Source organism: Mailhella sp. (genome assembly GCF_057866825.1).
In genome coordinates this window covers 22,199-34,790 of record NZ_DBMAHT010000003.1, presented here as the reverse complement: position 1 = coordinate 34,790, position 12,592 = coordinate 22,199, and the positions used below count along the sequence as shown (strand labels likewise).

The window sequence follows — 12,592 nt, the reverse complement described above, 5'->3', positions numbered from 1 at the left end:
AAATTTCGCCGCCTCTTGCGGCTCAACTCCCGCTGGCCTGATCTCCGCCTCGCGGGACTGAATGTGGAGGATTTTCCATGCGTGTAAAGAGAGGTCTTGCTGCCCATCGTCGGCACAAGAAATATCTGGATATGGCCAAGGGCTTCCGCGGCGGCCGCAGCCGTCTGTATCGCATCGCCCGCGAAGCCGTCGAACGTTCTCTGAACTATGCCTTTGAAGGTCGCAAGCTCCGCAAGCGCGCCTTCCGCCGCCTGTGGATCCAGCGCATCAACGCCGGCGCCCGCATCAACGGCCTGTCCTATTCCCGTCTGGTCAACGGTCTGAAGCTTGCCGGCGTGGAAATCAACCGCAAGATGCTGGCCGACCTCGCCGTGCGCGAAAAGGCCGACTTCGCCGCCATCGTCGAACTGGCCAAGTCCAAGCTGGCGTAAGTTCCCTTTGTCGGAACAGCCCGCGGCCCTTGCGGCCCGAGGCACCAGATGAAGCTTTTTGGGGAGTTTTTCCCCGCAGGGGGTGCAGGGCCTTGGCTCTGCACCCCTTTTTCATATCTTTCCTTCAGGCGCGCCCAAAGCGCAGCCTGCCACAAGGCCTTGCCATGGATTTCCTTGAACAATTGAACGGACTGGTCGGCAAGCTCGATGAACGCTTGAACCGCATCTCGTCTGAAGCGGAACTGGAAGCGGCCCGCGTGGACTTTCTCGGCCGCAAGGGGCAGCTTGCCGAACTCATGTCGCACATGCGCGAGCTCTCGCCCGAACAGCGCCCGGCCTTCGGTCAGGCCGCCAACGCGGTGAAGCAGCGCCTCGTGGAACTTTTTGAAGCCCGCCTTGCCCGTCAGGAACAGGAACGGGAGGCCGCCTTCCTCGCCGGTTTCGATCCCAGCCTGCCCGGCCGCACCCTGTGGAACGGTTCCCTGCATCCCATCACGCTGGCCATGCAGGAAGTGTGTTCCGTGTTCCAGCACATGGGCTACGAAATTGCCGGCGGTCCCGAAGTGGAAACCGACTTCAACTGCTTTGAAGCCCTCAACATGCCGCCGGAACATCCCGCCCGCGACATGCAGGACACCCTCTACATCACCGACAAGGTGCTGCTGCGTACCCACACCTCCTGCGTGCAGGTGCGCACCATGATGAACCGCAAGCCTCCGCTTGCCGTCATCGGACCAGGCAAGGTGTACCGCCGCGACTCCGACGTGACCCACACCCCCATGTTCCATCAGATAGAGGGCCTGCTCGTGGACAAGCACGTCACCATGGCCGATCTGCGCGGTACGCTCACGGCCTTCGTGCGCGCCGTGTTCGGCGAAAAGACCCGCGTGCGCTTCCGTCCCAGCTTCTTCCCCTTCACCGAGCCCAGCGTGGAAGTCGATATGTCCTGCACCCAGTGCGGCGGCCACGGCCATGTGAACGGTCAGCCCTGCCGCGTGTGCAAGGGCTCCGGCTGGCTTGAAATTCTCGGCAGCGGCATGGTCGATCCGGCGGTGTTCGCCTCCGTCGGCTACAATCCCGACGAGGTTTCCGGCTTCGCCTTCGGCCTCGGCGTGGAACGCATCGCCATGCTGAAATACGGTCTTACCGATCTGCGCATGAACTTTGAAAACGACGTGCGCTTCCTCCATCAGTTCCCTGCGTAGAGGACGGAATATGCGGTCGGGAAGGACTTGTTGTTCCTTCCCTGTTCCCGTCTTCCGCACAGGCTCGCTGACTGCCGCGGGCTGCGGAAGAGGGCCGGAAACGCCGCCTTTGCGGGCGGCATCCGGAACGACCAGAATTTTCATCCTCTGAGGAGAAAAAACATATGCTGCTGAGTTTCAATTGGCTGAAGGAATTTGTTCCGTACACCGGAACGGCTGAAGAGCTGGGCGAAATGCTCACCATGCTCGGCCTCGAACTGGAAGAAGTGGTGCATCCCTACGCGGAAATCGAAGGCGTGGTGACCGGCCGAGTGCTCACCTGCGAGGCGCATCCCGATTCCGATCATCTGCATGTCTGCACCGTGGACGTGGGTGCGGAAGAGCCCCTCAACATCGTGTGCGGCGCGCCCAACGTGGCGGCCGGTCAGCTCGTCGTCGTGGCTCCCGTGGGCTCGACGCTTCCCGGCGGCCTGGTCATGAAGAAGGCCAAGCTGCGCGGCGTGCCTTCGTTCGGCATGATCTGCTCCGAACGCGAGCTCGGTCTTGCCGACGATCATTCCGGCATTCTCGTGCTGCCCGAAGAAAACAGATCCGGCCGCAAGGTCATGCCCGGCGAAAAGTTCGTGGACGCCTACGAACTGGACAAGGAAGTGCTCGACATCAGCATTACGCCGAACCGTGCCGACTGCCTTTCCGTGTACGGCTTCGCCCGTCTTGTGGGCGCGTACCTGCATCTGCCCGTGACCATGCCTTCCTTCCATCTGGAAGAGAAGGGCGAGGACATGAGCCATGCCGTGCCGGTCGAGGTGAAGGACGGCGGTCTCTGCCCCTCCTACATGGGCCGCATCATCAAGGGCGCGAAGGTCAAGCCCTCTCCGGCCTGGATGCGCTATCGTCTGCACGGCGTGGGCGTTCGCGCCATCTCCAACCTTGTGGACGTGACCAACTACATTCTCATGGAACTGGGCCAGCCCCTGCACGCCTTTGATCACAACAAGCTGGCGGGCGGCCGCATCATCGTGCGCCCGGCCGTGGACGGCGAAAAGCTCACCACCCTCGACGGGCAGGAACGTCTGCTCAAGGCCGGCGACGGCCTCATCTGCGACGCCGAAAAGCCGGTGGCGCTTGCCGGCGTCATGGGCGGCCTGGAAACCGAAATCACCGACGAGAGCGAGAGCGTGTTCCTGGAATGCGCGGTGTTCCGTCCGAGCTCCATCCGCGTGACGGCCCGTCGCCTCGGCCTGACCAGCGAGGCTTCCTACCGCTACGAACGCGGCGTGGATCCCACCAACATGTCGTTTGCGCTGGATCGCGCGGCCGCGCTCATGGCCGAACTTTCCGGGGCCGAAGTGTGCCGCGGCGTGTGCGAATGCACGCCGAATCCCTGGCAGGCTCCGGTGGTGCGCTTCCGCCGCAGCCGCGCCGAAGATCTGCTCGGCGTGGAACTTACCGACGATTTCTGCGCGCAGACGCTGGAGAGCCTCGGCTGCACCGTGGACCGCAGCGCGGGCGACGAGTGGAGCGTGAAGACTCCCGGCTGGCGCTACGACCTCACCCGCGAAGCCGACCTCATTGAGGAAGTGGCCATCTTCAAGGGCGTGGACAACCTCGGCGAAACGCTGCCCTCCATTCCGCAGACCCTTTCTTCCTTCGGCGCGCCGGAAAGCCGTCACGCCTTCATGATGCGCGTGAAGAACTGGGCTGCGGGCCTCGGCCTCAACGAAGCCGTGAACTACAGCTTCGTGGGCAACAAGGATCTCGACTTCCTCGGTCTGCCTGCCGAAGGCCGCGTGAACATCATGAATCCGCTCACCGCCGAGCAGGACGTGCTGCGCACCGAACTTGCTCCCGGTCTGTTCCAGAACGTGCGCCACAACATCGCGCAGGGCGCTGCGGGCGTCCGCCTCTTTGAAGTGGCGGAAGCCTTCACCCTGGATCCGTCCAGCGACACTACGGTGAAGGAAGTGCGTCACCTTGCCATGGTGCTCTACGGCTCCCGCTACGACGAAGCCTGGGCCCACAAGGACGAGGATCTGGACTATGTGGATCTGAAGGGCATTGTGGAAAAGCTCTTCGGCTTCCTGCATCTGCCCGTGCCTGCGTTCGCCATGCAGGAAACGCATCCCTACCTGGCTCCCGCCGTGCAGATGACCATGCCCGACGGCACTGTGGTCGGCGTGATCGGCCGCCTCAAGCCCGCTCTTGCCGACGCCTATCTGGCCCGCAAGGCCGTGTGGTACGCCGATCTCGACATGGACTACCTGCGCGCTGCCTCGCAGGGCGCAAAAACCGTGTTCCAGCCGCTGCCGGTGTATCCGGCCGTGCGCCGCGACATCACGTTCATTGCTCCCCGCGCCATGCATGTGGACGCCGTGCTCTCCGCCGTTCGCGGCGCGAAGACGAATCTCATGGAGAGCGTGGAGCTTCTGGACGTGTATGAACCCAAGGACGGCGCTGATCGTCACATCACCTGCCGCCTGACCTTCCGCAAGGCCGACCGCACGCTTCAGGACGGCGAAGTGGACAAGGAACGCGAAAAGATTGCGTCGTTCGTGGTGAAGAGCCTCGGCGTGCGCATCTAGCGCGTGCTTTTTCGATGAACAGGGGCCGTCTCCTTCGGGGGGCGGCCTTTTTTTGTCGGCGGACGTGCCGCTCGGCGTTCCTGGTTGCGCGGCGGGTGTTTCATGAAAGGCGTTTGAGCGGTCTGAGGCGTTTGCGGGGAGTTCGGCAGGGCCCGAAGGCGGCTTTGCAGACATCGTCGTGCGGATTTTGCGAAGAACATCCGGCGCAGGACTCTTGGCCTTCAGTGGAAAAACGACACTGTAAAAATTTTTTTATTTCAATGAAAATAATGTGTTGTCGTGATTTATTCCTGAATTGTTCATGATTTATTAACAAATTCTTATCATCGTCTGTTGCAAGGTCGTTTCATGGAAAAAGAGGGATTTTCCATAGTTGTGTTAACCACTTTTTTTTCAGAGGAATGACCATCATGAAAAAGCTGACTACGCTTCTTCTGGCTGCCGGCATGACTTTCGCCGCGACCGCTCCTGCTTCCGCCGTCGATATGAAGATGGACGGTGAATATCTCTTCAACTTTGCTCTCGGCGAACGCGTTGCCACCGGCGACAACTTCGACAACGCCGGTCAGCGTCTGCGTCTCGGCATGACCCTTACCGCCAGCGAAAGCCTCTCCGGCTACTTCCAGGTTCAGATCGGCACCAGCCCGAACAGCACCGGCACCTACGACTGGGGCGCCGATCCTTCCGGCAACAGCACCAGAATCGGCATGCGTCAGGCCTATGTGGACTGGATGATTCCTCAGACCGACGTCAAGGTGCGCATGGGTCGTCAGCTCATCGGTCTGCCTGAAGACGCCTTCGGCAAGAACGCCATCATGCATCCCGGCTGGCAGGGCCGCGACGGCATCGTCGTGACCTCTCCCGTGACCGACTGGCTTGATCTGACCGCCTTCTGGGTGCGCGGCGCCTACGCTCCCGCCAAGGGCTCCGGCGGCGTGAACTACGACACCGACAAATCTCAGAAGTCCGACTTCTTCTCTCTGGCTGCTGCCTTCAAGTTCGACGGCTTCTCCTTCTCTCCCTATGTGATGTACGCCGCTCTCGACAAGGGCGCGAACATCGGCGCTTCCACCGACGCCAACTATGTTGGTGCCATGGGCGACAACGACGAATTCGGCGTGCTCTCCGCCGACGGCAACGCCTTCTGGGCCGGCGCTTCCGCCATGCTGACCTACTTTGATCCCTTCATGCTGAAGCTCTCCGGCGCTTACGGCGTCATCGACTACGAAGGCGACGGCGTGTTCAGCTACACCAACAAGCTGACCGGCAAGACCGATACCCTCGAAACCGAAAAGCTGAAGAACCGCGAAGGCTGGTACGTTCAGGGCAAGGCTTCCTACAAGACCGCCTACGGCACTCCCATTCTGGGCGCCTGGTACGGTTCCGGCGACGATCACAACGTGCAGTACGCCCGTCAGGACTGGATTCCCACGTTCAACGGCCGCTTCCATCCCACCCTCGGCTACAGCTCCGGCGAATTCGCGCTGTACGACACCACCACCCGTCACAACATTGCGGGCACCTGGGGCGTGCAGGTCGGCGTTGAAGACGTTTCCTTCATGGAAGACCTGAAGCACAAGTTCACCGTGACCATGTTCAAGGGTACCAACAAAGACAACATCTGGGCCAAGGAAATCTCTCCCTGGGAGTACATGACCACCGCCGATACCGTGGTTGAATTCAACCTGGCCAACACCTACAAGATCTACAAGAACCTGACCGCCTGCCTCGAACTCGCCTACATGATCACCGATTACGATCGCACTGATCACAGCGAATGGGCCGAAGGCAAGAAGATCGGCAAGGACGGCTGGAGCACCGCTCTCAGCTTTGCCTACAAGTTCTAATTCGGTGCGGGCATAGTCCGCTCGGATAGAGATGGTGCGGGAGGGAATGAAGATTCTCTCCCGCTTTTTTTTCAATGTCGGATTGCTGCCGCGTGTTCCGGGCAAAACGGTCTCTTCACTCTGCCGCGGCGGAAACGCTGATGAACGCTCATATCAAGAGGATGAGGCCGTTTTTTCCCGCATGGCCGGCCAGCAGGCGGCGATTTTTTCATCGCGGCAGGGCAATGAAGCCTGAATCCGTCTTCGACCTCTGTTGAAGCTCTTTGCAAGTCACGCCATTTTTTTATGACTGTTCCAAAATTGCTGACGAGAAACATCTGTGATCAGGATTGTTGCCTGCATCGGCTGCGTAAATCTTGACGAATATCAGACCATGCCCTAGTATTTCAAGTACAGACCTGCCTTGAGTACGATTTGTCAGCAGCGTGTTCCTGCATAGTCCGGTCATTTTTTTCGGCAGCTTCCTCTTTTTTTTCATACCATAAGCCGATCAGAGAGCTGCTCCATGCTATACAGCCTTAAAAAACAGCTTTCCGTACCCGACCTTCATCTGCTCGTCGGCGTTTCCGATGCGTCGATAATGAAGAATATTTTCGCGTATCTGGAACCTATGGGCTATCAGCTCGACAGCGCCGCGGACAGCGACGAAGTGCGCAACTGCCTGAAAACTTCCTCGTATGACGCGCTCATTCTCGACGCGCGTTTCAGCGATCAGAACGGCATTCCTTTGTACACCGGTCTGCGCCTGGAAAACGTGAGCTGTCCCATCATTCTGCTTGCGCCGGAGAATACGCTGGAAAACCTGCCCATGTATCTGAACAGCGGCGCCGACGACATCGTGACCAGTCCGCTGCATCTGCTGGAACTGGAAGCGCGGGTGCTGGCGTCCATACGTCTGGCCAAGGCGCACTTCTCCTCAATGAAGCTGAGCTGGGCGGGCATTGAGCTGGATCCGCAGGCGCACACCGTCACCTGCGACGGCGGAAGTCTGCACCTGCCGCCCATGGCCTTCACCCTGCTGGCCCGGCTGATGAAGGCCGCGCCCAACGTGGTGACGCGCAGCGAGCTTCAAAGCGCGCTCTACGGCGACACGCCTCCCAACAGCGACGCGCTGCGCACCTACATTCATATTTTGCGGAGCAATCTGGAGCTTCGGAACAAGCCGATTCTGAAAACGGTTCCGCGGATCGGGTTCCGCCTGACGCCCATGCCGTGAACGGCGCAGATTTTGTTGACGCCGCCGGCGTGAATTCTTTTTTCGGGAAATCACGCCGGTGTTTTTTTATTTTCGCACAGGCCGACGACCGTTCTTCTGCCGCCCGGGCGGGCGCGCAGGCAGGGTGCGCTACCAGCGCAGTTCGGCCTTGAAGGAGCAGGGAGAAAAGCCGACGGCGTCTTTTTCCATGCTGATGTTCAGGCGGAAACCGTGGATGGACGCAATGCGCCGTACAATGGAAATGCCGAGACCGCTGCCGGATTTTTCCTGTCCGGGCGGGCGGAAGAAGCGTTCTCCGAGTCTCGCCACGTATTCTTCCGGCAGGCAGGCGCAGTCGTTCTGCACGGTGAGGCGGTCTTGTTCCAGCGTCACGCGGATGAGGCCGCCTGTCGGCGTGTAGGCGGCGGCGTTTTCCAGAAGATTGCGCAGAAGCATGGAGAGCAGGGCGGCGTTGCCCTGTACTCCGGCGTTGAGCGAGGAAAGCTGCGATTCGAGCCGCAGGTTTGAGGATTCCAGCCGCGAACGGTAGGAGGGCAGATAGTCGGCCAGAAGTTCGCTCCAGACCACGTGGGAGAGCACAAGGTCTTTCGGCGAGGGGCTGGAGCCGGGCATGTGCGAGGCTTCGAGCCGGGAGAGGGCGAGAAGCTGATCGATGAGGCGGGAGCAGCGGTCTATGCCCTGACGCAGGAAGGAGAGGGCCTCCATTCTTGTTTCGGCCGCCATGCCGGGCTGGGCCGCCACCTGCGCCTGAATGCGGAGTCCGGCGAGGGGAGTGCGCAGTTCGTGCGCGGCGTCGGAAATGAAGGAGCGTTCCCTTGTCAGCATGTCCTTGGTGCGTGCGAAAAAGCCGTTCAGCGATTCCGCCATGGGCAGGGCTTCGGAGGGCATGCGGCTCAGATCAAGCGCCGAGGTGTCTTCAGGATCGCGGGAACTCAGCGCCGCCGCCATGCTGCGCAGGGGCGCAAGTTCCCTCGTGAGTAGAATGAAGAGTCCGGCCAGAAGCACGGGCAGAAGAATCAGCCACGGCAGAATCTGACCTTCCAGCATTTCGAGCGCCATGTCGCTGCGGTAGTCCTCTTCCTGCCCCACGGCAATGACGTAGCGCCCGTCGCTGGAATCCATCCACAGAATGCGCCAGGTGTCGTCGTCATGGATCAGCGGTTCGTTGACGAAGCCGTGGCGCGAGTCTTCAAACGGAAAACGCCGGCCTTTCTGACCGTCGGTGAGCAGTCGTTCTCCTTCGGGGGAGAAAATGGCAAAGGCGATGGCTTCGTCTTCGAGCTTGCCGATGCCTTTTTTCTTGACGCCCGGCAGCATCTCGCCGATGTGGGGCAGCTCGCCCGGCGCGCGCGTGAGATCGGCCACGGCCAGCGTTCGCGCCACAAGCATCTGCTGGGAGTCGAAAAATTCGTTGATGTAGCTGCGGCACGTATGCCAGCTGAACAGGGCGGCGGCCAGCCACGCCGTGAGCATGAACAGCGAAAAGAACAGGCTCAGCCGCAGCCGCAGGCTCTTGCGGCTGACGGGCAGGGAAAGAATGCGGTTCCAGAGTCTGCCGGTCAGTCGGCGGCCGCGAACAAAAAGGCCGGAAGCTTTTTGTCCCGTCGCCGAAAATGTGCGGCGGCAGAAACTTCCGACCTTGCCGAAACGCGTTCCTGCATGTTCAGGAGGTGTCATGAGGCGTCTCCCAGAGTGTAGCCCACGGAATGCACGGTTTTGATGAAGCCCGATCCCAGCTTGCGGCGTATGCGGTGAACCAGCACTTCCACCGAATTGCTGCTGACCTCTTCGCCCCAGGGATAGAGCTTTTCTTCAATGGCGCTGCGGGAAAGCACGCTGTGTTTGTTGAGCAGGAGCAGCTCCACGAGCATGACTTCCTTTTGTCCCAGAGCTACGGTCTGTCCGTTCAGAGAAACGGTTCTTGTAAGCGGATCAAAGCTCACTGCGCCGTGGACAAGCTGCGGAGAGGACACGCCGTGTCTGCGACGCACGAGAGCACGCAGACGCGCCGCCACTTCGTCCAGATCAAAGGGCTTGCCGAGATAGTCGTCCGCGCCGAGGTTGAGTCCTTCCACGCGCTGACTGATGGCGTCCCGGGCGGTGAGCACGAGCACCGGCACGTCCTGTCCCGAGGAGCGCCACGTTTTCAGAATGTCGAGCCCGTCCATGCCGGGGAGCCCGAGATCGAGAATGACGGCGTCGTATTCCGCCGATGCGAGAGCCTTCATGCCGAGCGGACCTTCCTTGAACCAGTCCACGGCAAAGCCCATGGCGGGCAGGCCCATTTTGAGTCCGTTGCCTATGAGAATGTCATCCTCGATGAGAAGAACGCGCATGGTGCTCCTTTGTGTTCCGGCGCGTTCCAGGGGAGCAGAACGCGCCGGACGATGCTTACTTCTTCACGACGCTCTTGACGTCGATTTCCAGCTCACGCCAGTCCTTTTCCACTTCACCGGAGATTTCCACGAGGTCGTTGGGTCCCACGTTCTGGCCTCTCCAGCGCTTGTGATCGATTTCCACGTTGATGGTGCCGGTCTGGTCTTCAAACACGTAGCGTTCGTCGCCGAGGTGACGGATGATGTGGCCTCTGAGCGTGACGGGGGTGTCATCGCGAAGCTCCTTGGCCTGCGCTACGGTGCTGAGGGCGGGGCCGGGGCCGGTGTAGCCTCCTCCCTGCATGTAGCCTCCGTCGCGTCCCTTGGCAAGGGCGTCGGAAGCGCCGAGGGTGAGGCTGAGGGCGAGGGCCGCGGCGAGGGCCAGGGGAAGACGGGACTTGCGGGAAGAATCGGAAGAACGACGGTCGTTCAGAGAAGCGGGATGCATGGTCATAAGAAAACCTCCGTAGAGTATATGTTTTGTTTTTTTGTTATTGCTTTTTCCACTTGAGGTCAGTAGAGCATCGGAAACTTACACGCTCCTTACATCGAAAAATTTTTTTGCGGATTCTGCACATTTTCCGTTGAGGCGAAGGCTGGGAGCCGCGTCGGTCGGCGCGAAATGACGACCTGCGCCGTGCGCGGTTTTCGATCGCGACCGGGGGAAAATCCACCCGAGTCTTCCGCGAGGTTCAGGGTACGCCTGAATCTTGCGGACAGGCAACTGTTTTGCAAGGATAATTTTGTCGCGCCCGGATGCGCCGCGTCAAAAGAAGGCTTTTGCGGAAGGGGCGCTCAGGCGCGGGGAAGACGTTCGGCAGGCAGGGAAAGAACGCGTCTGAGTTCCTGCTCCAGAAGCGAGGCCGCTTCATGAAGATGGCCGGAATTGTCTATGCGTATCCAGGGCAGGGAATCGAGATCGGGCAGGGCGAGCAGCGCTCCGGCGAGACGCTCTTCCAGCTCCGCGCCGGATTCCCGTCCCCGGGCCAGCAGGCGTTCGCGAAGAAGATGCGGCTTTGCGGTCACGAGTACGGGAATGAGATTTGGATAGCGGCGCACGGCCTCGGCAAAGGCCGCGCGGGAGCCGTTGACGAGCAGGGAAACGCCGCAGGCGAGCGCCTGTTCGGCATGGACGGAAATGCCGTAGCAAAGTCCGTGACTTGTCCAGTGCAGGGAAAAGCGTCCTGCGGCGGCCAGCTCTTCAAAGCGCTCGCGGGACACGGCGATGTGCCGCTCGCCTTCAGCGGAGGCTGGGCGGGTGATGTGACGCCTGACCGCAGCCAGCGGAAGGCCGCGGAAACAACGGAGCATTTCGCGGATAAGGCTGTCCTTGCCCGCGCCGGAGGCTCCCATGACATAGACGAGTCTGCCGTGCATGATGATCCGCCTGAGATTTGTGCCGCGTGGCGTTGGAGAAAGACGCCGCAGAGAGGCGCGTTTCGGGCCGGATGGCGGACGGACGCGCCCGCACGAGATTGCCGGAAGCATAGAGAAGAGGCGAAGGAGCGTCAATGCCTGCCGGGATCGGAGGCTTGTTCCGCTGGGAGGGGAACGGGATGCCGCCTGGCTTCGCGTTCCAGAATGAGGGCGATGAGGAAGATGCCCACGATGTTGAAGACAAGGCGCATGGCCATGAAGCGGAAGCCGAGCGTGGCGCTTTCAAAGAGAATGAGCGGGATTTTCGTGGTGGACCAGGCTCCGATGAAGATGAACACGTTGCGCATGCTCGCGCCCTTTTTCATCATGACCGCGGCCATGGGAAAGGCGGCGTAGAGGGGGCCCGCCGCGGCGGAGCCGAGAATAAAGGCGAGCAGCATGCCCCGCGCGCCGGAGCCTTCGCCCATGTATTTCATCATGGTTTCTCTGTCCACCCACACGTCCAGAAGACCGAGCAGCACGAAGATGGGCGGCAGAAAGGAAAGCATTTCAAGCACGTTGTCTCCGGTCAGCGCCAGGGCCTTTTCCCCCACGGCGGGTTCAAGGAAGAGCAGCGCGACATTGAAGGCGAAGAGCGCCAGAAACATGCGGTAGCGGCGGAGTACGGCGGCGATCACAGCAGCGCCCCCAGAACGACGGAGGAAACGACGGCGTAGAAAAAGGCCAGCACATTGCGCATCAGGGCCAGACGTTTGCCGAAGAAGGTGCCTTCCAGCGGAAGAGTGACGATGCCCACCATCATGAGCGTGGTGAGGAACATGGCCGTCTGCCCGTAGCCTGCGCCGGAAGAAAGCAGCGAGGCCGCCAGCGGAAAGGCGATGAAGCCCGGAATGAGCGTGACGGAACCGATCACTGCGGCGATGGCCATGCCGAGAGCCCCGGATTCCGCGCCCAGAAGACGGGTGATGAGCTCTTTGTCGAGCACGGCGAGCATGAGGCCTATGAGCACCAGGATGGCCAGAAACTGGGGCAGAATGTTTTCAAAGGATTTCCAGGCCTTGACGAGCGCCTGACGCGTTTTTTTCCTGTCCTTTCGGAAGGAGAGCGCGAGCAGAATCAGGGTGACGAGGTAGAGGGCGGCGGTGGACATGTCAATGTTCCTCGACAGTTGGCGGAGCCATGGGCAGCGTGCGGAGTTTGCCTGCGCCGTGACAGCGGCGGCGCATGGCTTCGTCGCAACCGGAGGCGCGGGGCGCGGCTTCGTCCGCCTTGTCGTCAGGGTGCGTTGCGGCAAGCGCTTCCAGCTCCCGGGCCAGATCGAGCAGGCGCTGCCGGTTGACGGCGTAGTGCATGAAGCGTCCGCGCCTTGTTCCATCAAGGAGACCTGCGCGTCGCAGAAGGCCGACGTGCTGGGATACGGCGCTTTCGCTGATGTTCAGGCGGCCGGCGAGGGCGGAAACGCAGCAGCTGCCGCTCAGCAGCAGACGGAGGAGCCTGCGTCTCGTGTCGTCGGCAAGGGCGCGGTAAAGCAGATCGTTGTCCATGAAAATCGGCGCGTT

General features: G+C 60.9%; 13 protein-coding genes. 6 read left to right on the top strand and 7 right to left on the bottom strand.

The annotated features are described in order from the left end of the window. Nucleotides 1–77: 77 nt before the first annotated feature. From rplT to ACZM96_RS01055, 6 genes are all read left to right on the top strand, one after another. A complete protein-coding gene (rplT, locus tag ACZM96_RS01080; protein ID WP_294445933.1) occupies nucleotides 78–431 on the top strand; it encodes a 50S ribosomal protein L20 in 354 nt (117 codons plus the stop codon). A gap of 164 nt (nucleotides 432–595) precedes the next feature. Next, nucleotides 596–1,636, top strand: a complete 1,041-nt coding sequence (gene pheS / locus ACZM96_RS01075; RefSeq protein ID WP_294483891.1) for a phenylalanine--tRNA ligase subunit alpha — start codon at nucleotides 596–598, stop codon at nucleotides 1,634–1,636. Nucleotides 1,637–1,800: 164 nt separating this feature from the next. Further along, complete coding sequence (gene pheT / locus ACZM96_RS01070) at nucleotides 1,801–4,218, top strand: phenylalanine--tRNA ligase subunit beta (protein ID WP_489486777.1); 2,418 nt, start codon at nucleotides 1,801–1,803, stop codon at nucleotides 4,216–4,218. A 410-nt stretch (nucleotides 4,219–4,628) separates the two neighbouring features. Further along, nucleotides 4,629–6,065, top strand: a complete 1,437-nt coding sequence (locus ACZM96_RS01065) for an outer membrane homotrimeric porin (RefSeq protein WP_489486775.1) — start codon at nucleotides 4,629–4,631, stop codon at nucleotides 6,063–6,065. A 46-nt stretch (nucleotides 6,066–6,111) separates the two neighbouring features. After that, nucleotides 6,112–6,300, top strand: a complete 189-nt coding sequence (locus ACZM96_RS01060; protein WP_489486773.1) for a hypothetical protein — start codon at nucleotides 6,112–6,114, stop codon at nucleotides 6,298–6,300. Nucleotides 6,301–6,570: 270 nt separating this feature from the next. Continuing rightward, nucleotides 6,571–7,281 carry a response regulator transcription factor gene (locus ACZM96_RS01055; protein WP_489486771.1) on the top strand — a complete coding sequence of 237 codons (711 nt, stop codon included), beginning with the start codon at nucleotides 6,571–6,573 and terminating at the stop codon, nucleotides 7,279–7,281. A gap of 129 nt (nucleotides 7,282–7,410) precedes the next feature. On the opposite strand, the gene ACZM96_RS01050 is transcribed toward ACZM96_RS01055, so the two are convergent. The 7 genes from ACZM96_RS01050 to ACZM96_RS01020 form a co-directional block, all read right to left on the bottom strand. Next, on the bottom strand, nucleotides 7,411–8,958 hold the full coding sequence (locus tag ACZM96_RS01050; RefSeq protein ID WP_489486769.1) for a histidine kinase dimerization/phospho-acceptor domain-containing protein: 1,548 nt from the start codon (nucleotides 8,956–8,958) through the stop codon (nucleotides 7,411–7,413). Continuing rightward, nucleotides 8,955–9,617 carry a response regulator gene (locus ACZM96_RS01045; protein WP_489486767.1) on the bottom strand — a complete coding sequence of 221 codons (663 nt, stop codon included), beginning with the start codon at nucleotides 9,615–9,617 and terminating at the stop codon, nucleotides 8,955–8,957. The genes ACZM96_RS01050 and ACZM96_RS01045 overlap by 4 nt, the downstream gene beginning before the upstream one ends. 55 nt (nucleotides 9,618–9,672) lie before the next feature. Beyond that, a complete protein-coding gene (locus tag ACZM96_RS01040; RefSeq protein WP_489486765.1) occupies nucleotides 9,673–10,110 on the bottom strand; it encodes a YgiW/YdeI family stress tolerance OB fold protein in 438 nt (145 codons plus the stop codon). A gap of 341 nt (nucleotides 10,111–10,451) precedes the next feature. Continuing rightward, nucleotides 10,452–11,033, bottom strand: coding sequence for a phosphonate metabolism protein/1,5-bisphosphokinase (PRPP-forming) PhnN (gene phnN, locus ACZM96_RS01035; RefSeq protein ID WP_489486764.1), 582 nt, complete (start codon nucleotides 11,031–11,033; stop codon nucleotides 10,452–10,454). Between the two features lie 131 nt (nucleotides 11,034–11,164). After that, entirely contained in the window at nucleotides 11,165–11,710 is a 546-nt protein-coding gene (locus ACZM96_RS01030) for a permease (protein WP_489486763.1), read from the bottom strand. After that, nucleotides 11,707–12,183, bottom strand: a complete 477-nt coding sequence (locus tag ACZM96_RS01025; RefSeq protein ID WP_489486761.1) for a permease — start codon at nucleotides 12,181–12,183, stop codon at nucleotides 11,707–11,709. Before ACZM96_RS01025 ends, ACZM96_RS01030 begins: the two co-directional genes overlap by 4 nt. A 1-nt stretch (nucleotide 12,184) precedes the next feature. After that, on the bottom strand, nucleotides 12,185–12,577 hold the full coding sequence (locus ACZM96_RS01020) for an ArsR/SmtB family transcription factor (protein WP_489486760.1): 393 nt from the start codon (nucleotides 12,575–12,577) through the stop codon (nucleotides 12,185–12,187). Nucleotides 12,578–12,592 lie beyond the last annotated feature (15 nt).